Origin of the sequence: Streptomyces sp. NRRL F-6676, from assembly GCF_000725625.1 — a bacterium.
In the GTDB taxonomy this organism is placed as follows: Bacteria; Actinomycetota; Actinomycetes; order Streptomycetales; family Streptomycetaceae; genus Streptomyces.
This window is the reverse complement of record NZ_JOHS01000025.1, coordinates 60,065-82,979: the sequence shown is the minus strand read 5'-3', so window position 1 is coordinate 82,979 and position 22,915 is coordinate 60,065. Positions and strand designations below refer to the sequence as shown.

Sequence of the window (22,915 nt, the reverse complement as noted above, 5' to 3'; positions counted from 1 at the left end):
CCCCCCACCCGCCCCGCCGGAATCCCCCCACCCACCCCCTTTGAGACACTGACCCCAACATGATGACCAGTGACACCGCCCCCCTCCGGGCCCACGCGCGGATCGACCTCGCGGCGCTCCGCGCCAACGTCCGCACCCTGCGCACCCGCACCCCCGGCGCCCAGCTCATGGCCGTCGTGAAGTCCGACGCCTACGGCCACGGCGCCCTCGCCTGCGCCCGCGCCGCCCTCACCGCAGGCGCCCGCTGGCTCGGCACCGCCACCCCCGAGGAGGCACTCGCCCTCCGGGAAGCCGGCCTCCCGGGCCGCATCATGTGCTGGCTGTGGACCCCCCGAGGCCCCTGGCGGGAGGCGATCGAGGCCGATCTCGACCTGGGCGTCAGCGCCCTGTGGGCATTGCGCGAGGCCACCGCCGCGGCCCGCGCCGCCGGCCGCCCCGCCCGCGTCCAGCTCAAGGCCGACACCGGCCTCGGCCGCAACGGCTGCGCCCCCGCCGACTGGCCGGAACTGATCGCCGAGGCCCTGCGCGCGGAGGCGGCGGGCCTGGTCCGGGTCACCGGACTGTGGTCCCACTTCGCGTGCGCGGACGAACCCGGGCACCCGTCCATCGCCCCCCAGCTCGCCCGCTTCCGCGAGATGGTCGCGTACGCCGAGGACCGCGGCGTCCGCCCCGAGGTGCGGCACATCGCCAACTCGCCGGCCGCGCTGACCCTCCCCGAGAGCCACTTCGACCTGGTCCGCACCGGCATCGCGATGTACGGCATCTCGCCCAGCCCCGAGCTGGGCGCCCCCGCCGACTTCGGACTGCGCCCCGTGATGACGCTGTCCGCCTCCCTCGCCCTGGTCAAGCACGTCCCCGGCGGCCACGGCGTCAGCTACGGCCACCACTACGTCACCCCCGGCGACACCACCCTCGGCCTGGTCCCCGTCGGCTACGCGGACGGCATCCCGCGCCACGCCTCCGGCTCGGGGCCCGTGCTCGTCGCCGGCAAGTGGCGCACGATCGCGGGCCGGGTGGCCATGGACCAGTTCGTGGTGGACCTCGGCGGCGACGAGCCCCCGGTCGGCAGCGAGGCGGTGCTGTTCGGGCCGGGCGACCGCGGCGAGCCCACCGCCGAGGACTGGGCGCAGGCGGCCGGGACCATCGCGTACGAAATCGTGACCCGGATCGGAACCCGTGTGCCCCGCGTCCATGTGAATGTGAATGCCGAACGGGAATCATGACCCCGTTCGAGTGAACGCACGACAGGCACGACACGCACCACAGGCACCACACGCACGAGGCGACGGGCGGAGTCACGCGCCGGCCCGCACGCGGGGCGACGGACGGACCCGGAGGAGGAGGGACGGGACGTGAGCGAGAGCAGCGCGGACGCCGTGACGGCCGCGGCGGAAGCGGCCACCGGCCTCGCCACCGCCACCGCCACCACCGCCGTGGGCACCGGCACCGGCAGCTGGCGGCTGGCCGGCCTCGCGGGCGCGGCGGTCGGCGTGATCGCCGCGGGCGCCGCCGCCGGCGTCGCCGTCGAACGGCTCACCGTCGGCCGCGGCATGCGCCGCAAGGCCCGCCTCGCCCTCGACTCCACCGGCCCGTACGGCACCCTGCGCGGCACCCCCGGCACGGCGTACGCCGGCGACGGCACCGAGCTGTACTACGAGGTGGACGAGGCCGAGCCGGAGGGCGGCCCGGCCCCGCGCCGCCGCCGGCTGTTCGGCCGCCGTACGCCCGCCCCGGTCACCGTCGTCTTCAGCCACGGCTACTGCCTCAACCAGGACTCCTGGCACTTCCAGCGGGCCGCGCTGCGCGGCGTCGTCCGCACCGTCCACTGGGACCAGCGCAGCCACGGCCGGTCCGGGCGCGGGGTCGGACAGCGGGACGAGCAGGTGCCGCTCACCATCGAGCAGCTCGGCCGGGACCTGAAGGCGGTGCTCGACGCGGCGGCGCCCGAGGGCCCGCTGGTGCTCGTCGGGCACTCCATGGGCGGCATGACCGTGATGGCGCTGGCCGAGCAGTACCCGGAGCTGATCCGGGAGCGGGTCGCCGGGATCGCGCTCGTCGGGACGTCGTCCGGGCGGCTCGGCGAGGTCAACTTCGGGCTGCCGGTCGCGGGCGTCAACGCCGTACGCCGGATACTCCCCGGGGTGCTGAAGGCGCTGGGCCAGCGCGCCGAGCTGGTGGAACGCGGGCGGCGGGCCACGGCCGACCTCTTCGCCGGGATCATCAAGCGGTACTCGTTCGCCTCCCGGGACATCGACCCCGCGGTCGCCCGCTTCGCCGAACGCATGATCGAGAACACCCCGATCGATGTCGTCGCCGAGTTCTACCCGGCGTTCACCGAGCACGACAAGACCGAGGCGCTCGCGCACTTCACGGAGCTGCCGGTGCTGGTCCTCGCCGGCGTCGACGACCTGGTCACGCCGAGCGAGCACAGCGAGGAGATCGCCCGGCTGCTCCCCGACGCCGAACTGGTGCTCGTGCCGGACGCCGGGCACCTGGTGATGCTGGAGCATCCCGAGGTCGTCACCGACCGTCTCGCCGACCTCCTCGTGCGCGCGGGGGCCGTGCCGGCAGGGGCTACCGTGGGGCCTTATGGAAGCACCAGCAGCAGCGCACGACGCGGGTGAGCCCACGCCGGACTCCGGCGCCGTCCGGCATTCCGGCGCCATGCCGGACTACGGGGGCGTCACCGCGGAGCTCACCATCGCCTCCCCCGAACAGATGCGGGAACTGGGCCGCCGGCTCGCCAAGCTCGTACGCGCCGGTGACCTGGTCATGCTCAGCGGCGAACTGGGGGCCGGCAAGACCACGCTGACCCGCGGGCTGGGCGAGGGGCTCCAGGTGCGCGGGGCGGTCACCTCGCCGACGTTCGTCATCGCGCGCGTGCACCCCTCCCTGGTGGCCGGGCCGCCGCTGGTCCACGTCGACGCCTACCGGCTGGGCGGCGGCCTGGACGAGATGGAGGACCTCGACCTGGACGTGTCCCTGCCGGAGTCCGTGGTGGTCGTGGAATGGGGCGAGGGCAAGGTCGAGGAGCTGACGGACGAGCGGCTGCACGTGACGATCCACCGGGCGGTGGGCGACACGGTGGACGAGGTGCGGCGGGTGTCGGTCGCGGGTGTGGGGGAGCGGTGGGCCGAGGCGGACCTCGGGCCGCTGTCGGCCTGATATTGCGCCGGCGGCTGCGGGCTGGTTAGGTATACCTAACCAAAGTCCGGCGCCGAGGTGTTCCAGGAGGCGTCCATGCACGACGAGTCGCCCTTGTCCATGCCGGCCCCGCGAGGCGCGGCAGGCATCTCCATGCGGGACCTGCTCTCCGCCTGCGCGGCGGCCCGCGCGATCTCCTCGCCCCCGCCGCCCCTACCCATCCCGTCCCCGGGGGCTATGCCCCCGGACCCCCGTTAAAGGATTGCGCAGTTCCCCGCGCCCCTGAAAGGGGCGCGGGGAACTGCGCGAGAAGCCCCACCCACCCGCATGTCCGGGGTCCAAGGGGCGGAGCCCCTTGAACGGATGGGAAGGGTAGGGGCGGCGGGGGCGAAAAACCCCCGGGCGACCCCCCACCCCACCTACTGAACGACCACCACCGGCCGCCCCACCCCCGCGAACTCCCACATCGCGCTGCCGTCCGCGCGCCCTTCCCTGATCCCGCCGAGCTTCTTCGTCGCGTCCGGCTCCGCCGTGGACCCGTTCACCGCCGCACTGAACCCCACCGGCACCCCACCCGCCGAGGTGAACAGCACCACGTGCTCGATCGGCAGCCCGTCCGACCCCGTCACCGCCGCCGTCCGCGAGGTCACCGTGTACTTCCCCGGCGCCGGGTCCACCGTCCCCGGCATCACCTCGAAGGTCCGGCGCACCTTGTCGCCCGCGCCGACCAGCCACACCCGGTCGTCCCCCAGCGCGTACACGACGCGCTCGCCCGTCCCCGAGCCCTTCGGCACGGCAACCGCCCGCTCCTTCTTCGCGCCGGGGGTCTTCTCCGCCCCGGCCGCCGGCGACTTCGTCGCCTTCTCCGGCGTGCCCAGCGTGTCCGGCGCGTTCGCCGACGCCTGGTAGGCGAGGAATCCGACCGCGACGACCGCCGCCACGGTGAGCCCGGCCACGAATCCCGAGCTGCTCCTGGCCACCTGTGCCCACCTCTCCGGAAGTACGACTGGTACGACTTTCTCCGGCCGTACCTGCTCGCTGTGACGGTAGCAGCAGCCGTACGCCGCACCGGCTCGCCGGTACGGCGGGCTCCGGCGCCGTAGGCTGTTCGCGTGCTCTTGCTCGCTCTCGATACCGCCACCCCCGCCGTGACCGTCGCGCTGCACGACGGCACGTCCGTCGTCGCCTCCTCGAGCCAGGTGGACGCCCGCCGCCACGGGGAGCTGCTGCTGCCCGCCGTCGACCGGGTCCTCGCCGAGGCAGGCACCCGGCTGGACGCCGTCACCGGTGTCGTCGTGGGCGTCGGCCCCGGCCCGTACACCGGGCTGCGCGTCGGCCTGATGACCGCCGACACCTTCGGGCTCGCGCTCGGCGTCCCGGTGCACGGCCTGTGCACGCTGGACGCCCTCGCCTACGAGGCCGCCGGCGCGGGCATCGCCGGCCCCTTCGTCGTGGCCACCGACGCCCGGCGCAAGGAGGTCTACTGGGCGCGCTACGACGACCCCCGCACGCGGGCGGGCGAGCCGGCCGTCGACCGCCCCGCCGACCTCGCGGACGCGGTCGCCGGGCTCTCCGCCGTCGGCGCGGGCGCCGCCCTCTACCCCGACACCTTCACCGACGTACGGGGCCCCGCGCACGTCTCGGCCGCCGCGCTCGCCTCCCTCGCGGTGGAACGGCTCGCGGCCGGCGCCGAGCTGCTGCCGCCCCGCCCCCTGTACCTGCGCCGCCCCGACGCGCAGGTGCCCAAGAACTACAAGGTGGTCACCCCCAAGTGACCCCACCCGAGACGCCCGGTACCCCCGAGGGCCCCACGACCCCCGCCCTGCGCGAGATGCGCTGGTGGGACATCGACCCCGTCCTCGAACTGGAACGCGAACTGTTCCCCGAGGACGCCTGGTCGCGCGGCATGTTCTGGTCCGAGCTCGCCCACTCGCGCGGCCCGGAGGCGACCCGCCGCTACTACGTCGCCGTCGCCGGGGAGCGCCTCGTCGGCTACGCGGGCCTCGCCGCCCAGGGCGACCAGGGCGACGTACAGACCATCGCCGTCGCCCGCGACCAGTGGGGCACCGGGCTCGGCGGCCGGCTGCTGACCGGACTGCTGCGGGCCGCCACCGCGTTCGAGTGCGCCGAGGTCATGCTCGAGTGCCGCGTCGACAACGTCCGTGCGCAGAAGCTGTACGAGCGCTTCGGCTTCGAGGCCATCGGCTTCCGGCGCGGCTACTACCAGCCGGGCAACGTGGACGCCGTCGTCATGCGCCTGACCGACCCGGTCACCGCCGTCACCGCTGTCACCACCGGACAGGAGCCGCTGCCCGGACCCGTATCGGGGCCCGCACCGGGACCCGTACCAGGACCAGTACAAGGAACCGACCCCCATGGCTGACTCAGCTGCCGCCCGACGCGACGAGCCGCTCGTCCTCGGCATCGAGACCTCCTGCGACGAGACCGGCGTCGGCATCGTGCGCGGCACCACGCTGCTCGCGGACGCCGTCGCCTCCAGCGTCGACGAGCACGCGCGCTTCGGCGGCGTCGTCCCGGAGGTCGCCTCCCGCGCCCATCTGGAGGCCATGGTCCCGACCATCGAGCGGGCCCTGAAGGACGCCGGGGTGACCGCCCGCGACCTCGACGGCATCGCCGTCACCGCGGGTCCGGGGCTCGCGGGGGCCCTGCTCGTCGGCGTCTCGGCGGCGAAGGCGTACGCCTACGCGCTGGGCAAGCCGCTGTACGGCGTCAACCATCTCGCCTCGCACATCTGTGTGGACCAGCTGGAGCACGGCCCGCTGCCCGAGCCGACGATGGCGCTGCTGGTCTCCGGCGGCCACTCCTCGCTCCTGCTCTCCTCCGACATCACCTCCGACGTGCGGCCGATGGGCGCCACCATCGACGACGCGGCCGGCGAGGCGTTCGACAAGGTGGCCCGGGTGCTGAACCTCGGCTTCCCCGGCGGCCCCGTCATCGACCGGTACGCGCGCGAGGGCGACCCGGAGGCCATCGCGTTCCCGCGCGGACTGACGGGGCCGCGCGACGCCGCGTACGACTTCTCCTTCTCCGGCCTCAAGACGGCCGTGGCCCGCTGGATCGAGGCCAAGCGGGCGGCGGGCGAGGAGGTGCCGGTGCGGGACGTGGCGGCCTCCTTCCAGGAGGCGGTGGTGGACGTGCTCACCCGCAAGGCCGTACGGCTCTGCAAGGACGAGGGCGTCGATCATCTGATGATCGGCGGCGGTGTCGCCGCCAACTCCCGGCTGCGCGCGCTGGCGCAGGAGCGGTGCGAGGCGGCCGGCATCCGGCTGCGCGTGCCCCGGCCCAAGCTGTGCACGGACAACGGGGCGATGGTCGCCGCGCTGGGCGCCGAGATGGTGGCCCGGGGCCGCGCCGCCTCCGCGTGGGACCTGTCGGCGGACTCGTCGCTGCCGGTGACGGAGTCGCACGTGCCCGGTGCCGGTCGTCACGAAGGTCATGACCACGTGCACGAGGTGAGCAAGGAGAACCTGTACTCGTGAACGGATACCTGTTCTCGTGAGGGAGGGCCGGTCGTCGTGACCGTCGCGCTGATGTGGGAGGCCCGGGCGGTGGCCGGCCGGGGCGAGGAGCTGCTGGCGTGGGCGGGGGAGCAGGAGCTCGCGCCCGCGCCGCTGCGCCGCGAGACCTTCCGCGCCCCGCAGGACAGGGTCCTGGTCATCACCTGGTGGGACGCGCCCTACGACGCCCCCGGGCTGCCGGAACTCCCGGAGCCGGGCGGGGAGCTGGTGACCCGTCCGGTGCACCGCTGGCGGTTCGAACAGGTGTGACGGGGCGGGGGCTCCCGTGTTCCTACGGCACCGGGTGCCCCAGCAGCATCACCGGTGCCCCCTCCTTCCGCGTCAGGAAGACGGTCACCGCCGCGCGGCCGTACGGCTTCGGCAGCACCTTGCGCCGCAGTTCCTCCGGTTCGACGGCCGACCCGCGCTTCTTGACGGTCAGGACGCCGACCTCGCGCTCCCGCAGCAGCGCCTTCAACCGCTTGACGTGGAAGGGGAGTTGGTCGGTGATCTCGTACCGGGTCGCGTACGGCGTGGGCCGGGGCGCGTCGGCGGTGACGTACGCGATCGTCGCGTCGATCAGCCCGCCGCCGACCTCCTCGGCCACCTCGGCGACCAGATGCGCCCGGATGACGGCGCCGTCGGGCTCGTACAGATAGCGGCCCAGGGGGCGGACCGGCGGGTCGGGGAGGCCGCGCCCGCGCAGGGTGTGCCCGTCCGGCAGCAGCGTGGAGCGGACGAGGCCGGGCTCGGTGCCGAACCACAGCACCGCCTCCTTCACGTCCCCGCCGTCGGAGATCCACTCCGCCTCGGCCTCGCCCGGCACCGCCTCGTGCGGGATGCCGGGCGCGACCTTGAGCGCGGCGTGGGGCGCGCCGCGGGCGGCGGTGACGGCCCAGGAGAGCGGGGGTGAGTACGCCTCGGGGTCGAACACCCGGCCGCGTCCGCCGCGCCTGGCCGGGTCCACGAAGACGGCGTCGTACCCGGAGGTGTCGACCGTGGTGACGTCCGCCTCGCGCACCTCGACGAGATCCGCGAGCCCGAGCGCCTCGGCGTTCGCCCGCGCCACGGCCGCGGTCAGCGGGTCCCGGTCCACCGCCAGGACCCGGATGCCGGCGCGGGCGAGCGCGAGGGCGTCGCCGCCGATGCCGCAGCACAGGTCGGCGACGGAGGTGACGCCGAGCGCGCGCAGCCGCCGGGCGCGGTACTCCGCCACCGTGGTGCGGGTCGACTGCTCGACACCGTGAGGCGTGAAGAACATCCGTTCGGCGTCGGCGGCCGGGAACTTCGCCGCCGCCCGCTGTCGCAGCCGTGCCTGCGCGAGGGCGGCCGACACCAGCTCCGCGGGGTGCGTGCGGCGCAGCCGGGTGGCGACGGCGAGTTCGCGCGCCGGGTCGGTGCCCCGCACCTCGTCGAGGAGGGCGCGGCCCTCGGGGGTGAGCAGGGCGGCGAAGGAGGCGTCGTTCACCTGGTCATTGTGGGGCAGCCGGGGTCGGCACCGGGGTGTGGGCCAGTCGGTGGACCGTGTGCGGCCGGTCGCGGTGTCGGGCGGGTGCGGGGGCGGGCGGCTGCGAGGATCCGGCGCCATGCGACTCGTACGACAAAACGATGAATGTGGCGCAAAGAGTGCGAACCGTGCACGGCTGGCGCACGGAAGCCTCGCCCTGCTCGCGGTGGCCGCGCTCGCCTCCGGATGCTCCACTCCGCCCAAGTCGCCCGGCGCGCACGGCGCACAGGGCGGCAAGCAGCAACTCCAGGCGCCCCCGGCGCGCGCCCTGGACTCCTACGCCGACAAGCTGCGTGCCGCGCACACCGCACGGGTCGCGGCGGCGAAGCGCTGGGGTCTGAGGGGCACACCGCTGACGGCGCCGCCGCCCCCGGCGAAGAAGCCGGTCATCACCACCCGCGAGGGCTTCGAGGTCGAGGACGGCGACGATCTGCCGCCGGTCTTCACCACCGTCCCCACCAAGGACAAGGTCGTCTTCCTCACCATCGACGACGGGGCCGAGAAGGACCCCGAGTTCCTCAGGATGATGAGCGAGCTGAAGATCCCCTACACGGCGTTCCTCAGCGACTACCTGGTCAAGGACGACTACGGCTACTTCCGCGAGATGCGGGACCTCGGCGCGGGCGTCAACAACCACACCCTCCACCACCCCTACCTGCCGGGGCTGTCGTACGAGGAGCAGCGGCACGAGATCTGCGCGATGCAGGACATCATGCGCAAGCAGTTCGGCGAGCGCCCGGAGATGATGCGGCCGCCGTACGGCAACTACAACCGGGACACCCTGGTCGCGGCGAAGTCCTGCGGCGTCAAGTACGCGCCGATCTGGGACGAGGAGGTCTTCGTCGACCACTGGGAGTACCGCGAGGACGACAAGAGCCTGCACCCCGGGGACATCGTCCTCACCCACTTCCGGGGCACGGACGACTGGGACGGCACGATGGTCGACGACATGCGCCGCTTCCTGAACAAGGTCACGGCGGAGGGGTACGCGGTGGCCCGCCTGGAGGACTATCTCTGAGACCCCCGCGGGCCGGCTCTGAGGCTCCCGCGGGGCTCCGCGTCCGACACAGCCGCACAGCGAACTGGCACTCCGCTTGACCGAGTGCTAATCGCAGTCATAGTCTCGGCTCTGGCACTCCCCACCGGAGAGTGCCAACAACGCGACGGGCAGGTCCGGCACCCGCGACGACGGATCGACCTGGTCGCCACCTCAGACAGTTAACCCCGTGAGATCTCCGAAGGGGGAGGTCGGATCGTGACGACCGCCAGCTCCAAGGTTGCCATCAAGCCGCTCGAGGACCGCATCGTGGTCCAGCCGCTGGACGCCGAGCAGACCACGGCCTCTGGCCTGGTCATCCCGGACACCGCCAAGGAGAAGCCCCAGGAGGGCGTCGTCCTGGCCGTGGGCCCGGGCCGCTTCGAGGACGGCAACCGCCTTCCGCTCGACGTCAAGGTCGGCGACGTCGTGCTCTACAGCAAGTACGGCGGCACCGAGGTGAAGTACAACAACGAGGAGTACCTCGTCCTCTCGGCCCGCGACGTGCTCGCGATCATCGAGAAGTAATTCACCTCAGCACTCGTGCTGTGAGCTGCGCCCCTGGCCCCCCGCGACCTACCAGTAGCCGGGCGTCCGGGGCGCAGTGCCTTTTTCACCCAGATTTCGAAAGAGGGCTCACGCTCCCATGGCGAAGATCCTGAAGTTCGACGAGGACGCCCGTCGCGCCCTCGAGCGCGGCGTCAACAAGCTTGCCGACACGGTGAAGGTGACGATCGGCCCCAAGGGCCGCAACGTCGTCATCGACAAGAAGTTCGGCGCCCCCACCATCACCAACGACGGTGTCACCATCGCCCGCGAGGTCGAGGTCGAGGACCCGTACGAGAACCTCGGCGCCCAGCTGGTGAAGGAGGTGGCGACCAAGACCAACGACATCGCGGGTGACGGTACGACCACCGCCACCGTGCTGGCCCAGGCACTGGTCCGCGAGGGCCTGCGCAACGTCGCCGCCGGCGCCTCCCCGGCCGCCCTGAAGAAGGGCATCGACGCCGCGGTCAAGGCCGTCTCCGACGAGCTGCTCGCCACCGCGCGGCCGATCGACGAGAAGTCCGACATCGCCGCCGTCGCCGGGCTGTCCGCCCAGGACAGCCAGGTCGGCGAGCTCATCGCCGAGGCGATGGACAAGGTCGGCAAGGACGGTGTCATCACCGTCGAGGAGTCCAACACCTTCGGTCTGGAGCTGGACTTCACCGAGGGCATGGCCTTCGACAAGGGCTACCTGTCGCCGTACTTCGTGACGGACCAGGAGCGCATGGAGGCCGTCCTCGACGACCCGTACATCCTGATCCACCAGGGCAAGATCTCCTCCATCGCGGACATGCTGCCGCTGCTGGAGAAGATCATCCAGACCAACTCCTCGAAGCCGCTGCTGATCATCGCCGAGGACGTCGAGGGCGAGGCCCTGTCGACGCTGGTCGTCAACAAGATCCGCGGCACGTTCAACGCCGTCGCGGTGAAGGCCCCCGGCTTCGGCGACCGCCGCAAGGCGATGCTCGGCGACATGGCCACCCTCACCGGTGCCACCGTCATCGCCGAGGAGGTCGGCCTCAAGCTCGACCAGGTCGGCCTGGACGTGCTGGGCACCGCCCGCCGCGTGACGGTCACCAAGGACGACACCACGCTCGTGGACGGCGGCGGCGAGAGCGCCGACGTCCAGGGCCGCGTCGCCCAGATCAAGGCCGAGATCGAGACCACGGACTCCGACTGGGACCGCGAGAAGCTCCAGGAGCGCCTCGCGAAGCTGGCCGGCGGCGTGTGCGTGATCAAGGTCGGCGCCGCCACCGAGGTGGAGCTGAAGGAGAAGAAGCACCGTCTGGAGGACGCCATCTCCGCGACCCGCGCCGCGGTCGAGGAGGGCATCGTCTCCGGTGGTGGCTCCGCGCTCGTCCACGCCGTCAAGGTGCTGGACGGCAACCTCGGCAAGGAGGGCGACGAGGCCACGGGTGTCGCCGTCGTCCGCCGCGCCGCCGTCGAGCCGCTGCGCTGGATCGCCGAGAACGCCGGCCTCGAGGGCTACGTCATCACCGCCAAGGTGGCCGAGCTCGACAAGGGCCAGGGCTTCAACGCCGCGACCGGCGAGTACGGCGACCTGGTCAAGGCCGGCGTCATCGACCCGGTCAAGGTCACCCGCTCCGCCCTGGAGAACGCCGCCTCCATCGCCTCCCTCCTCCTGACGACCGAGACCCTGGTCGTCGAGAAGAAGGAAGAGGAAGAGCCGGCCGCCGCGGGCCACAGCCACGGCCACGCCCACTGACCGCAGCCCGGCTGAGCACTCCACAGCCCCGCGCCCGCTGAGGGCGCGGGGCTGTGCCAATGTGCGGCTCCGCCGCGGGGGCGCTCGGTCGGGGCCCCTGAAGGGGCGCGGGGCTGTGCCGATATGCGGCTCCGCCGCGGGGGCGCTCGGTCGGGGCCCCTGAAGGGGCGCGGGGCTGTGCCGATATGCGGCTCCGCCGCGCGGGCGCTCGGACGGGCCCCTGAAAGGGGCGCGGGGAACTGCGCGAGAAGCCCCACTCACCCGCACTTTCGGGGTCCAAGGGGCGGAGCCCCTTGAAAGGACGGGAAGGGTAGGGGCGGCGGGGGCGAAAAAAGCCCGTTGTCAGTGCCGTACGCCATGATGCGAGGGCAGGTGACGACAGGGGGAGGGCACCATGCGCACACCCGTGACGGGCGAGGTACACGTCGCCTACTGGCAGCTCTACGTCGAGAGCGATCCGGACATCGCGACCTGGCACCTGGACGGAGCCTTCGCGGGCCAGACCGCAGGCCTCTGCGGCGCCGCCGTCCCCGGCGCCCTCTTCCTGGAAACCGGCCTCCACTCGGGTCACGTCGGCTTCACCGTCGAAATCCACGACGAACCCCCCACCCTGGACCCCACCTGGGAGGACGTCGTGGAGGTCTCCTTCCACCCGGCCTCCGCCCGCACCTACCTGGTCGAGTGGGCGGGCCGGGATTCCTGGGCCCTCGACCTGCCGGAGACGGACCACCGGGTCCGGTACTGCGCCCGAGGCATGGACGCCGCACGCGACACGGACACCAGGCTGGACGAGGAACCCCAGGTGGACAGCTACCTCCTACAGTTCTGGCCCGCCCCGCCCGCCCCCGACCGCGTGCTCCGCCAGACCTCCCGCAGCGCCGCCCGCTCGCACGACAGTGCACGTCGGCTCCCCCCACCCCCCACCCCCGAGGAACGCGCCGAAACCGAACGTTTGGCCCGCGAGGCGGAGGAGCGCGCGGCCGAGGAGCAACGGCTGCACAGGGAGGCATGGGAGTGGGGCGGCCGCCTGCCGAGCGAGCGGCTGCGCACGGTGCGTGGCAACGTACGCGGCCTGCTGCTGTTCGCCCCCGACCTGGTGCACACACTGGACGCCGCGCCGCCCGGAACCCAGCGCGCGGTGGCACTGCTCGCCGCCCGCCGGGCCTGCGAGAGCGCGGGCCTGACGGACGTCCCGTGGATCGCCGACGCGCTCACCGCGGCGGCGGAAGGAACCCCGCTGCCACCGCCGTTCGACGACCGGACAGCGCTGTGGCAAACCCTCCGGGACGACCCCAGGGTCCCGAGCCGCTCGGTACGGGAGGCGATACCCCCCGAGCGCCCACCGTACGAACCCCCGGCGCCGCCGGCCGCACCCGGGTGGCGGTGGGTGCCCGCGGAGGAGGCCGAAGGGCCTGAGGCACCACCCGAGGTCTCCCCGGGCGCCCGGCGGGGCCTTGGCAAGTATTTGGGCAGGCTCGAACCGCCGCCGCCCGAGGAGGGCAGGGCGACTCTGGCGTCGTCAGGAACGCTGCCGTCGCCGCGGTGGGAAACCACGGGGCACGGGCCGGCGGTGTCCCCTCAGCCCGTCGACCGCACCCGCAGGCGCATCTCCACACCGCACTTCGCCCTCCCCGCCGTGATCGCCGCCGCCGACCCCGACCCGCTGCGTGCCGCACTGGACGCGGTGCACGCCGCGGTGAGCACGTACGGCGAGCACTACCCGGACCTCCTGACGGAGATACGCGCGGCCTGCGCTACGGAAGGGGACCCGGCCGCACAGCGCTGAAAGCGAGAGGCCGCACCGCGACCCGAGCGACCCGCCCCGCTCACCGCTCGCGCCCCTCGCCCCCCGCCCCCCGCAGCACCGCACTGGCGACCACGTCGAAAAGATGATCGGCGCGCGGCGCGAGCGACGGCTGATCGCCGAGCCACGCGAGCGCCGAGATCAGCGCGAACAGATCCACACCGTCGACGTCGGTCCGCGCGGCGCCCGCGTCCTGCGCACGCGTGAGCAGCCGCGTACCGGCCGCGCGCAGGGCGACACAGGAGGCGTGGAGGGCCGACTCCTCGTCCTCCATCGCGGCCGCCATCAACGCCACGACCCCCCGGTACTCGTGCGTCAGCGCGACACAGTCACGCACCCAGGTGACGAGCGCGTCCTCGGGCCGATGGGCCGTCTCGAGGACGTCCGCCCGTGCCGTCAGCTCGTCGAAGCCCGTGCGGAGCAGGGCTTCGAGCAGCGCCTCGCGGGTCGGGAAGTGCCGGAGCAGCGTCGCGAGCCCCACCCCCGCCCGGCGGGCGATGTCGCGCAGGGAGACATCGACGCCCTCCTCGGTGAGGGCGGTGCCCGCGACCGCGAGCAGATGGTCGTGGTTCTTCCTGGCGTCGGCCCGCATGGCGTCCCTTGACTCTTCCCTTGACTATCCGGATCAGTGAACCGTATCTTTCTGGATCAGTGGTCCGGATATCCGGATCGCTGATCCATTCAGCGTAGTCCCTGACGGGAACGGGAGAGAACCATGTCCGCACAGACATCGACGAAAGCCCTGGCACGGACGATGAAGGCGATCCGGCTGCATGGGTTCGGCGGCCCCGAGGTGCTGCGCCACGAGGAGGTGCCGGTGCCCGAACCGGGCCCGGGCGAGGTGCTCGTCCGCGTGCACGCGGCCGGCCTCAACCCTCCCGACTGGTACGCGCGCGAGGGCATGCCCGACGTGCCTCCCGAGCTGAAGCCCCCGTTCGCACTCCCGATGATCCCCGGCACCGACGTCTCGGGCGTGGTCGCGGCCGTCGCCCCCGGCGTCGACGGCTTCGCGGCCGGGGACGAGGTGTTCGGCCTCCTGCGCTTCCCCGCCGCTGTCCAGGCCGGTGCCTACGCCGAGTACGTCACCGCCCCGGCGTCCGACCTCGCCCTCAAACCGGCGTCCGTCGATCATGTGCACGCCGCCGCCCTGCCCATGTCGGGGCTGACGGCGTGGCAGTACCTGATCGAACTGGGGCACGACCACCCCTCGCCGTTCCAGGAGGCCCGGCACCGTCCGATGGCGCTCGGCGAGGGCACGACAGTGCTGGTCAACGGCGCCGCCGGCGGCGTCGGCCACCTCGCCCTGCAACTGGCCAAGTGGAAGGGCGCCCGGGTCGTAGCCGTGGCCTCCGGCGCCCACGAGACGTTCCTGCGCGAGCTCGGCGCGGACGAGTTCATCGACTACACCAAGGAACGGCCCGAGGAGGCCGTCCGCGGCCTCGACCTCGTCCTGGACACCGTCGGCGGTCCCCGCAGCAGGCGCTTCCTGCGCACCCTCAGGCGCGGCGGAGCCCTCTACCCGGTCTACTTCGGCGAGTTCGACGACGAGGAGAACGCGGCGCTCGGCGTCACGGTCACCGCCACCCAGGTCCGCGCGAACGGCGCGCAACTCGCCGAGCTGGGACGGCTGCTCGACGCGGGCACGCTCCGCGTCGCGATCGACAGCACGTTCCCCCTCGCGGACGCCCGGGCGGCGCACGCACGCGCCGCCCGGGGGCACATCCGCGGCAAGATCGTCCTGGAGACCGGCGCCTGACCCGTGCGTGGGAGCGTCCGACGCCCCTTCAGAGCAGCGCCCCCAGCGACAGCACCCGCTCCGAGAGCCGCCCCCGCAGCCGGCCCGCGTCCGTGTCGGCCTCGCCCTCGGTGAGCCAGTCCGCGGCGAGCAGCCGTTCGACGTGCGGGCCGAGCTCCTCCGGCGGCAGACCGCAGAACGCGGCGGCCCCGGCCAGGTCGAGACCGTCGTCCTCGACGCCGCCGAGCCGCCCGTCGGGGCGGACATGACCGGCGGTCCAGAGCGCGAGGAGCCGGGTCGCGGCACCCGCCTTCTTCTTGCGCAGCTTCCGGTCGCCCACCACCTTCTGCGCCCATCCGGAGAGCCGCGCGCGGCTGACCTTGCCGAAGGAGAACGGGCGGGAGTCGCTGGGCAGCAGCGTCGGGACGGTGATCTCGGCGGGGTCCTCGGAGCGGGCGGCCAGCGTGTCGGCGACGGTGACCGATTCGGGCAGCCGCAGCCAGCCGGAGTCGAGGAGCTGCTCGAGCACCCGCTCGGCATCGCCCTGCAACCAGCCGGTGAAGTCCTGTCCGGTGACGTTCCCGAGGCCGGCGCGCGCGGCCCGCAGGGTGAGCATGAACACCGCGAGCCGCACCTCGGGCTCGGGGCGCGGCGAGTGGTCCCGGACGTGGGCGAGGACCGTACGGGCGTGCACGGCCTGGGCACGGCTCAGCAGCCGCTCGACCGCCGGCCCGCCCTCGCCCATGGGCACCCCGACGCGGTTCTCGTTCATCTGCCGGGCGGCCAGCGCGGCCTTCTCCGCCCGTTCCGCCTCCTCGCGCAGCGTCGAGTCACCGGTGACGTCGGCCCACAGGGCGAACGCGCGGGCCTTGCGGTCGTGGAGCCCGGCGAGCAGGGCGAGGTCGGGGTCGGGACGGCGCTGGTACTCACGGAACGCGTCGCCGAGCTCGATGAGTTCCAGCCGCAGGACGTCGGGCTGGAGGTCGTACGGCACGATCCGCTGCGCGATCTTCCCCCACCGCCGCGCCCGCCGACCCGCCCCACGCGCCCCATCGGTCCGAGCCCCCGGCACGTCGGCCCGCCCCTCCGCACCGGGCTTCGGCACAGGCCGGGGCTCCGGCCCCGAGACCCCACCGGAACCGGAACCTTCGGCAACACCCCTGGCCGAAGCCGAAGCCGAAGCCGAAGCCGAAGCCGAAGCCGAAGCCGAAGCCGAAGCCGGGGTCGGAGCCGAGGGCCCGTCGGCCGGCGCCCCGGACGTCGCTCCGCCGTCGGAAAACACGGCCACCATCGCGCCACCGCCACCGCCACCACCCGCCACCGGCTCCCGCTCCCCGCCCGAACTCGCCGTACGAGCCGCAACCGGAGCCGGAGCCGCCGGCGGCGCGGCCGTGTCCAGCACCCGGCACCCCTGCGTGGCGGCCGCGCACCGCGCGCACACCTCCGCGATCCGCCACAGCCGCCCCGCACGGTCCGCGAACACCGTCAGGACCACCGGCCCCCCGCACCGCCCCGCGCCGGCCGCCGGCCGCGTCCCCGCGCGCGGCCCCGAGAGGATCTCGGGGGAGTGCCAGCCGCAGTCGGCGGCCCGGCACCCGCACCACGCCTCACCGCGTGGCCCGCCCCCCGCACGGACGCCGGCGAGATGCGTGTTGACGTGCGCGACCGCGGCCTTGCGCCCTTCGGGGGCGCCGGGCAGCCGCTGATCGCCGCAGTCGGGGGAGGAGCAACTGAGCCGCACCGCGCCCGAGGAGGGACCGCCGAACGGATCCAGCCGCACCGTCCACACCCGCCCCGGCACCCGCCGTACCCCGGCCTCCACCGCCGCACCCCCCGCATCGGCGCCGCCGACGAACAACTCGCCCCGACCACCGGTGTCCGCGCTCACGCGATGCCGCCCTCTCCCCTGTGCACGACCAACCGTGAACGACCAGCCGTATGCGACCTGCTGTGTGCAAGCCTGCTGTGTACGGACCCGCCGTCCGCGACCCGTCTCCGCCCGCGCCCGTGCCCCGCCCCGCGGCTTCCTCCGCTCCGCGCGGGCGTGCCGCCGCGACTGGACCGTACGCCGCAGTGGCACACCCCGTAAGGCCCGGACCACGACAGATCACACGTTCGGGTGACACCCCTCACCCTCAGCGGCCGTTCGGCGCCATATCAATGACGCCCCCGACACCCGCGGCCCGGCCGACTGCCCCCCCCCGCGCGAGGGGCAGGGCCGCCGCACACCGCATCGCGGCGCCAAGCGCCTACCGTCCACAGAAGGGCGTGCCTGCCGCCGCAGCGGAGAGCCTCTGTCCCACACCTGCGGGCGCGCACCGCCCACGGATCGGTCGCGACGCCGTGGCGACGACGGCGACGCTCCGCGGACCACCGGGCGAGGCCGCGGTGGCGGATTCCGTTGCGCAGCGCGCGCCGGCGCCCGACTGATCCGCCGCGGCTACCGCGGCCCGTACCGGCGGCCCGTGCGGGAGGTGATCGTGCCGAGCAGTGTGCGTGGGGTCAGTCTGGCCAGGCCCATGAGTGTCTTGTAGCGGGGGTCGGGGATGGACAGCGACTTGCCGCGGGCCAGGTCCGCCAGGGCCGCCGCGACGACCTTGTCCGCGTCGAGCCACATCCAGCCGGGGATGTTGTCCGTGCCGATCCCGGCCCGCTGGTGGAACTCGGTGCGGGTGAAGCCCGGGCACAGCACCATCAGCCGTACGCCGCTGCCCGCCAGGTCCTTCGCCGCGCCCTGGGTGAACTGCACGATCCACGCCTTGGACGCCCCGTACGTGCCGCGCGGGACGAACGCGGCGACGGAGGCCACGTTGACCACTCCGCCGCGCCCGCGCTCCCGCATCGCCTCCGCCGCGGCCGACGTCAGCCGCAGGACCGCCTCGCAGTGCACCTTGATCATGCGGAGCTCGTCGGCCATGGGCACGTCGAGGTAGCGGCCCTTGTTGCCGAAGCCGGCGTTGTTGACCAGCAGGTCGACCGGGTGCGTACGGTCACCGAGGCGGGCGGCCACGGTGTCGGTGCCGGCGTCCGTGGCGAGGTCCGCGGTGAGCACCTCGACCTCGACGCCGTGGCGGTCGTGCAACTCGGTCGCCTGCTCCCGCAGACGCGTGGTGTCCCGGGCGACGAGAACGAGGCTATGGCCGTCGGCCCCGAGCCGCCGCGCGAAGGCGGAACCGATTCCGGAGGTCGATCCCGTGATCAGAGCGGTAGTCATGCGCCAAGGCTAGGGGCCCGTGCCGTCCCCGACGTCCCCCAAGGAGGGGACGGGCCCACGTAAGGATCGCCGGAGGCACCGGATGACGGCCGCCTACAGGACGTGCGTCACCAGCAGGATGCCGAGGGCCAGTCCCGTCACGCCCATCATGTCGTAATGCCTCCAGAGCGGTCTTCGGGAGATGCGTGCGGTTTCCACTCGCTGGGGCGACGCCGGGTCGAAGAGGACCGTGACGCTGTCGCCCTCCCGGGTGCCCGGTGGGACGTCGCTCTCTCCCGCGGTGTGTGTCCGCGTGACGCCGTCCGGCGTCGTGTAGCTCAGCAGGTACTGCGGACCTCCCCTTCCGCGCCATTGACGGTCGAAGCACCGCGCGGTGATCTCCCGGCCCCGGGAGCGGAGTATCAGCCGCCGCCGCATCTGCCACACCACCACGACCGCGAGCAGCGCAGCGAAGACGTCGTAGACGATCGTGTCGGACACCTCTTCCCCCGTTCGTCACCGCATCGGTGACCAGCATGAAAGCAGCACATGGGACGTGCGGTGCAGCCTCCCCCTACGCCGGCGCGATCCCCCGAGCGGCCCGCAACCGCTCCAGTTCCTCGCGCACCTCCGTGTGCAGCGCCTCCCCCGCCACCGCGAGCCGCGGCAGCAGTTCCCGCTCCGTCGTCGTCGCCCGGAACTCCAGCGTCGCCGTCACTCCGTGCCCCGGTCTCCGTACGATCTCCACCGCGTCGCCGGCCCGGATCACTCCCTCCTCGATCACCCGCAGATACGCCCCCGTGACCCCCTTCTGCGAGAACCGCTTCACCCAGCCCGGCTCTCCGAGATGACCTTGGAACGTCCGGCACGGTATGCGTCCCGACGAGACCTCGAGCACCGGACCGTCCTCGCCCCCGATCCGCCACCGCTCACCTATCTCCGCGCCCGAGACGTCCAGCCCCTCCGTCGTCAGGTTCTCGCCGAAGGCGCCGTTGCGCAGGCGGCGTCCCAGCTCGCGCTCCCACTCGTCCAGGTCCTCCCGCGCGTAGGCGTACACCGCCTGGTCGTTTCCGCCGTGGTGCCGTCTGTCGCACACCGCGTCACCGGCGAGCCCGCTCCCGCCGATGCCCTTCGGCCCCGGTGCCGCCACCCGTACCGGGCCCTCCACCGGCCATTTGTCGATACCCGTCAGCCCCTCCGGCTGGTGGGTGTACGGCACGGCGAGGGGACGTCCGACGTTCAGGCTGAGAACTTTCATGCACGCAGAGTAACCGCCCGGACCTCAAAGTGTCCATGGGTTATTTCCCCTCTCACCCAAGAAAGTCTTATGCTCGCCAGGTGATAGAGGCCCGCCATCTCCGTGTACTGCGCGCCGTCGCCGCTACCGGCTCCTTCTCGGCCGCCGGGCGCCGACTGGGCTGTACCCAGCCCGCCGTCAGCCAGCAGATGAAGGCGCTGGAGGCGTCCGTCGGCACGCCGCTCCTCGTCCGCAGTGGCCGGGAGATGCGGCTGACCCAGGCCGGTGAGGCCCTCGTCCGGCACGCCTCCGGCATCCTCGCCGGGCTCACCGCGGCGGAGGAGGAGATCGCGGCCATCGCCGGACTGCGTGCCGGACGGGTGCGCCTGGTCTCCTTTCCCAGCGGCAGCTCCACGCTGGTACCCACCGCTCTCGCCGCCCTGCGCGCCGCGCACCCCGGCACCCGGGTCTCCCTGGAGGAGGCCGAGCCACCGCGGTCGGTCGAACTGCTGCGCGCGGGCGACTGCGACGTGGCGCTGGCGTTCCGTTACGCGGGCGCGACCGGAGCCGAGGAATGGGACGACCTGGTCGCGCGTCCCCTGCTCACCGACCGTCTTGTCGCACTGGTGCCCGAGCGCCATCGGCTGGCCGGCGCGGGCTCCCTCGCCATCGGCGACCTCGCCGCCGAACCGTGGATCGCCGGCTGCCCCCGCTGCCGCGGACAGCTCGTCGAGGTGTGCCGCGCCGCCGGCTTCACCCCCCGGATCGACTTCGCGACCGACGACTACCCGGCCGTGGTCGGCCTGGTCGGCGCCGGCCTCGGCGTGGCCGTCCTGCCGCAGCTCGCGGTCGAGTCGGTACGCCCTCGGGGCGCGCGCACGGTCACGCTGGAGCCCGAGGTCCGGCGCGAGGTCGTCGCCCTCACCCTGCCCGACCTGGCGCAGGTCCCCGCGGTCACGGCGACGCTGCGGGAACTGTCCCGTGCGGCCGGTCACCGGCGGGACGTTCCCGCGGAAAAGTAAGGGGCACGCACGCGCGTGCCCCGGTGGAAATCGTCGGAAGCGGAAGCTGCCGGCAGCCCTGGTAATTCCGGAACGGACCGGATCGAAACGCTGACGTATCGGAAGAAACGTTCCTTCAGTTGTTCGAGAGGCCGATATTCGAAGCGCCGGCGTTCGAGGCGCTGTGGTGCGCGACGCCACTGTGCGAGACGCCGTCGTGCGAGACATGGCCCCCGCTGCGCCCCGCGGCCGGCGCCGCCGCCGATACCAGGCGGTTCCGCGCCCGCCCCATGAGCTCCTCGCGCTCGTCCTCGGTCAGCCCGCCCCACACGCCGTACGGCTCGCGCACGGCCAGCGCGTGAGCCGCGCACTCGGCGCGTACGGGACACCTCATGCACACCTCCTTGGCCGAGTTCTCACGAGCGCTCCGTGCCGCACCGCGCTCTCCCTCGGGATGGAAGAAGAGCGAACTGTCGACCCCGCGGCAGGCCGCGAGGAGCTGCCAGTCCCACAGATCCGCGTTCGGACCGGGAAGACGGGAGAAATCTGCCATTGCGAGTCCCCTTGTTGCCGTTCTGAGCGGATGCGTGCTCGTGACCGTCCGCACCGTTCGCACCGCATCGATGTCTGCGATGACGACGTACCACGATCTAAGGAGATGAAAATATGACTCATTGCGAATCTAGCCACAGACACCAGGAAACGGGAAGAAAACCGGCCGAATGGGGCACGGCTCGTGAGGAAAGTCCGAAGGTCCGCCCCGCATGTCTGCACCGTGTCCGCGCCCTCACGTACAGTGCCGAAGGCGGCTCGCTGCACCGTAACTCTTTCGAGTGACCATCGTTGAGAGTGCGGATGGCGGTTGAAGGAACACGCGCCCGGGCAGGTGGCATCCGCTGCCCACGGGCGTCGACCGCACCGGTGACGATTCGTACCAGCCTGGAGGCTCAAGGTGACGCGCATCAGCTGCGGAGGGCGGCCATGACATCCGTCCTCGTCTGCGACGACTCCCCGCTTGCCCGAGAGGCGCTCCGCCGCGCGGTCGCGACCGTGCCCGGCGTCGAGCGCGTGACGACCGCGGCCAACGGCGAGGAAGTCCTCCGCCGCTGGGGAGCGGACCGTTCGGACCTGATTCTGATGGACGTACGCATGCCCGGTCTGGGCGGCGTCGAGACCGTACGCCGGCTGCTGTCGGCCGACCCCGGTGCGCGCATCATCATGCTCACCGTCGCCGAGGACCTGGACGGCGTGGCCCTCGCCGTCGCCGCCGGCGCCCGCGGCTATCTCCACAAGGACGCCTCCCGCGCCGAACTGCGGGCCACCGTCACCCAGGCCCTGGCCGACCCCACCTGGCGGCTAGCCCCCCGCCGGCTGCGCTCCGCCGAGATGGGCGCCGCGCCCACGCTCACCGCGCGCGAGATCCAGGTCCTGGAGGGCATGAGCCACGGCCGCTCCAACGCCGAGATCGGCCGCGAACTGTTCCTCTCCGAGGACACGGTCAAGACCCACGCCCGGCGGCTGTTCAAGAAGCTCGGCGCCTCGGACCGCGCCCACGCGGTGGCCCTGGGTTTCCGCTGGGGCCTGGTCCGCTAGGTGGACGACCGCGGGGGCACGGGAATCCCCGCCTACCAGCAGGTGGGCGGGGGTGGCACCGGAGCGCACCGGGCACCCGCCGCCGGTTTCGCCGCGGATGCCGCATCCTTGAGGTGTGGAGTTCCTCGGGGACGAGTCGGTCGAGCGGGAGGGGAGGGCGCAGGACATGGCTTCCGGCGCACCTGCTCATAACGCTTCGGTGCACAAGTACGGACACGGTGCCACGGAGCCGGCGACGCCAAGGCACCATGGACCGATGCGCGACGACGAGACGACGGTGATCGGTGCTCTCGTCCACCGCGCGGTGGACGGCGACGAGCAGGCCACGCACGACCTGCTCGCCCGCGTCCATCCGCTGGCACTGCGCTACTGCCGCACCCGGCTCTCCCGCCTTCCCGGGGACGCCCGCCACTTCGTCGAGGACCTCGCCCAGGAGGTCTGTGTCGCCGTCCTGCTCGCGCTGCCGCGCTACAAGGACACCGGACGCCCGTTCGAGGCGTTCGTCTTCGCCATCGCCGCGCACAAGGTCGCGGACCTCCAGCGCGCGGCCATGCGCCATCCCGGCTCCACCGCCGTCCCGTCCGACGAGATGCCCGAACGCGCGGACGACTCGCTCGGCCCGGAGGAACGTGCCCTGCTGAGCAGCGACGCCGCCTGGGCCAAGAAACTCCTCGCCAACCTCCCCGAGAACCAGCGGGAGCTGCTCCTGCTGCGCATCGCGGTGGGTCTGACGGCCGAGGAGACGGGACAGATGCTGGGCATGTCCCCGGGTGCCGTCAGGGTCGCCCAGCACCGTGCGCTGAGCCGTCTGCGGGCGCTCGCGGAGCAGTAGCCGCTGCCGCCCGGCAGCGGGCCCACGGCTGCCGCCGTGATGC

At 73.0% G+C, this 22,915-nt stretch carries 23 protein-coding genes; 15 read left to right on the top strand and 8 right to left on the bottom strand.

Annotated elements, in window-relative coordinates; genetic code table 11:
- Positions 1-59: 59 nt before the first annotated feature.
- The 3 genes from alr to tsaE all read left to right on the top strand — a co-directional run bounded on the left by alr (position 60) and on the right by tsaE (position 3,165).
- Positions 60-1,223: an alanine racemase gene (gene alr / locus IO29_RS17750; protein WP_030380466.1), complete on the top strand. Its 1,164-nt coding sequence runs from the start codon at positions 60-62 to the stop codon at positions 1,221-1,223.
- A 129-nt stretch (positions 1,224-1,352) separates the two neighbouring features.
- A complete protein-coding gene (locus tag IO29_RS17745) occupies positions 1,353-2,624 on the top strand; it encodes an alpha/beta fold hydrolase (protein ID WP_030380465.1) in 1,272 nt (423 codons plus the stop codon).
- Between the two features lie 40 nt (positions 2,625-2,664).
- Positions 2,665-3,165: a tRNA (adenosine(37)-N6)-threonylcarbamoyltransferase complex ATPase subunit type 1 TsaE gene (gene tsaE / locus IO29_RS17740; RefSeq protein ID WP_030380464.1), complete on the top strand. Its 501-nt coding sequence runs from the start codon at positions 2,665-2,667 to the stop codon at positions 3,163-3,165.
- 398 nt (positions 3,166-3,563) lie between these two features.
- On the opposite strand, the gene IO29_RS17735 is transcribed toward tsaE, so the two are convergent.
- Positions 3,564-4,124 carry a hypothetical protein gene (locus IO29_RS17735; RefSeq protein ID WP_199806909.1) on the bottom strand — a complete coding sequence of 187 codons (561 nt, stop codon included), beginning with the start codon at positions 4,122-4,124 and terminating at the stop codon, positions 3,564-3,566.
- Positions 4,125-4,256: 132 nt separating this feature from the next.
- Here IO29_RS17735 and tsaB point away from each other — a divergent pair, with 132 nt between their 5' ends.
- The 4 genes from tsaB to IO29_RS17715 are packed head-to-tail and all read left to right on the top strand — an operon-like array spanning position 4,257 to position 6,932.
- Positions 4,257-4,919 (top strand): tRNA (adenosine(37)-N6)-threonylcarbamoyltransferase complex dimerization subunit type 1 TsaB, encoded by a 663-nt coding sequence (tsaB, locus tag IO29_RS17730; protein ID WP_030380462.1) that lies wholly within the window; start codon positions 4,257-4,259, stop codon positions 4,917-4,919.
- A 56-nt stretch (positions 4,920-4,975) separates the two neighbouring features.
- Positions 4,976-5,527, top strand: a complete 552-nt coding sequence (gene rimI, locus IO29_RS17725) for a ribosomal protein S18-alanine N-acetyltransferase (protein WP_051707699.1) — start codon at positions 4,976-4,978, stop codon at positions 5,525-5,527.
- Entirely contained in the window at positions 5,520-6,644 is a 1,125-nt protein-coding gene (gene tsaD, locus IO29_RS17720; RefSeq protein WP_030380460.1) for a tRNA (adenosine(37)-N6)-threonylcarbamoyltransferase complex transferase subunit TsaD, read from the top strand. The genes rimI and tsaD overlap by 8 nt, the downstream gene beginning before the upstream one ends.
- A 36-nt stretch (positions 6,645-6,680) precedes the next feature.
- Entirely contained in the window at positions 6,681-6,932 is a 252-nt protein-coding gene (locus tag IO29_RS17715) for a hypothetical protein (protein WP_030380459.1), read from the top strand.
- A gap of 22 nt (positions 6,933-6,954) precedes the next feature.
- Here the strand turns inward: IO29_RS17715 and IO29_RS17710 are convergent, their stop codons facing one another.
- Positions 6,955-8,130 (bottom strand): class I SAM-dependent methyltransferase, encoded by a 1,176-nt coding sequence (locus IO29_RS17710; protein ID WP_030380458.1) that lies wholly within the window; start codon positions 8,128-8,130, stop codon positions 6,955-6,957.
- Positions 8,131-8,248: 118 nt separating this feature from the next.
- Here IO29_RS17710 and IO29_RS17705 point away from each other — a divergent pair, with 118 nt between their 5' ends.
- The 4 genes from IO29_RS17705 to IO29_RS38985 all read left to right on the top strand — a co-directional run bounded on the left by IO29_RS17705 (position 8,249) and on the right by IO29_RS38985 (position 13,263).
- Positions 8,249-9,187, top strand: a complete 939-nt coding sequence (locus IO29_RS17705; RefSeq protein ID WP_078618325.1) for a polysaccharide deacetylase family protein — start codon at positions 8,249-8,251, stop codon at positions 9,185-9,187.
- A 237-nt stretch (positions 9,188-9,424) separates the two neighbouring features.
- Positions 9,425-9,733, top strand: a complete 309-nt coding sequence (groES, locus tag IO29_RS17700) for a co-chaperone GroES (RefSeq protein ID WP_009190181.1) — start codon at positions 9,425-9,427, stop codon at positions 9,731-9,733.
- Between the two features lie 118 nt (positions 9,734-9,851).
- A complete protein-coding gene (groL, locus tag IO29_RS17695; RefSeq protein WP_030380456.1) occupies positions 9,852-11,477 on the top strand; it encodes a chaperonin GroEL in 1,626 nt (541 codons plus the stop codon).
- Positions 11,478-11,871: 394 nt separating this feature from the next.
- On the top strand, positions 11,872-13,263 hold the full coding sequence (locus tag IO29_RS38985) for a hypothetical protein (RefSeq protein WP_030380455.1): 1,392 nt from the start codon (positions 11,872-11,874) through the stop codon (positions 13,261-13,263).
- 40 nt (positions 13,264-13,303) lie between these two features.
- Here the strand turns inward: IO29_RS38985 and IO29_RS17685 are convergent, their stop codons facing one another.
- Positions 13,304-13,873, bottom strand: a complete 570-nt coding sequence (locus tag IO29_RS17685) for a TetR/AcrR family transcriptional regulator (RefSeq protein WP_030380454.1) — start codon at positions 13,871-13,873, stop codon at positions 13,304-13,306.
- A gap of 162 nt (positions 13,874-14,035) precedes the next feature.
- Here IO29_RS17685 and IO29_RS17680 point away from each other — a divergent pair, with 162 nt between their 5' ends.
- Entirely contained in the window at positions 14,036-15,037 is a 1,002-nt protein-coding gene (locus IO29_RS17680) for an NADP-dependent oxidoreductase (protein ID WP_030380453.1), read from the top strand.
- Between the two features lie 28 nt (positions 15,038-15,065).
- Here IO29_RS17680 and IO29_RS39480 read toward each other — a convergent pair whose 3' ends face one another.
- The 4 genes from IO29_RS39480 to IO29_RS17660 form a co-directional block, all read right to left on the bottom strand.
- Positions 15,066-16,010, bottom strand: coding sequence for a hypothetical protein (locus tag IO29_RS39480; RefSeq protein ID WP_234307548.1), 945 nt, complete (start codon positions 16,008-16,010; stop codon positions 15,066-15,068).
- 1,446 nt (positions 16,011-17,456) lie between these two features.
- Positions 17,457-18,230, bottom strand: a complete 774-nt coding sequence (locus IO29_RS17670; protein ID WP_030380451.1) for an SDR family NAD(P)-dependent oxidoreductase — start codon at positions 18,228-18,230, stop codon at positions 17,457-17,459.
- 93 nt (positions 18,231-18,323) lie between these two features.
- Complete coding sequence (locus IO29_RS17665) at positions 18,324-18,710, bottom strand: DUF3592 domain-containing protein (protein ID WP_030380450.1); 387 nt, start codon at positions 18,708-18,710, stop codon at positions 18,324-18,326.
- A gap of 73 nt (positions 18,711-18,783) precedes the next feature.
- Positions 18,784-19,467, bottom strand: a complete 684-nt coding sequence (locus tag IO29_RS17660; protein WP_033225850.1) for an MOSC domain-containing protein — start codon at positions 19,465-19,467, stop codon at positions 18,784-18,786.
- 80 nt (positions 19,468-19,547) lie between these two features.
- On the opposite strand from IO29_RS17660, the gene IO29_RS17655 reads away from it, so the two are divergent.
- A complete protein-coding gene (locus tag IO29_RS17655; protein WP_030380448.1) occupies positions 19,548-20,468 on the top strand; it encodes a LysR family transcriptional regulator in 921 nt (306 codons plus the stop codon).
- A gap of 115 nt (positions 20,469-20,583) precedes the next feature.
- On the opposite strand, the gene IO29_RS40230 is transcribed toward IO29_RS17655, so the two are convergent.
- Positions 20,584-21,000 (bottom strand): WhiB family transcriptional regulator, encoded by a 417-nt coding sequence (locus tag IO29_RS40230; protein WP_324608167.1) that lies wholly within the window; start codon positions 20,998-21,000, stop codon positions 20,584-20,586.
- Between the two features lie 428 nt (positions 21,001-21,428).
- Between IO29_RS40230 and IO29_RS17645 the strand changes: the two genes are divergently transcribed.
- Together IO29_RS17645 and IO29_RS17640 are read left to right on the top strand one after the other, a co-directional pair.
- The gene (locus IO29_RS17645; protein ID WP_003948568.1) at positions 21,429-22,040 is read left to right on the top strand and encodes a response regulator transcription factor; all 612 of its coding nucleotides are present in this window, start codon (positions 21,429-21,431) and stop codon (positions 22,038-22,040) included.
- Between the two features lie 256 nt (positions 22,041-22,296).
- A complete protein-coding gene (locus tag IO29_RS17640; protein ID WP_030380446.1) occupies positions 22,297-22,872 on the top strand; it encodes a sigma-70 family RNA polymerase sigma factor in 576 nt (191 codons plus the stop codon).
- Positions 22,873-22,915 lie beyond the last annotated feature (43 nt).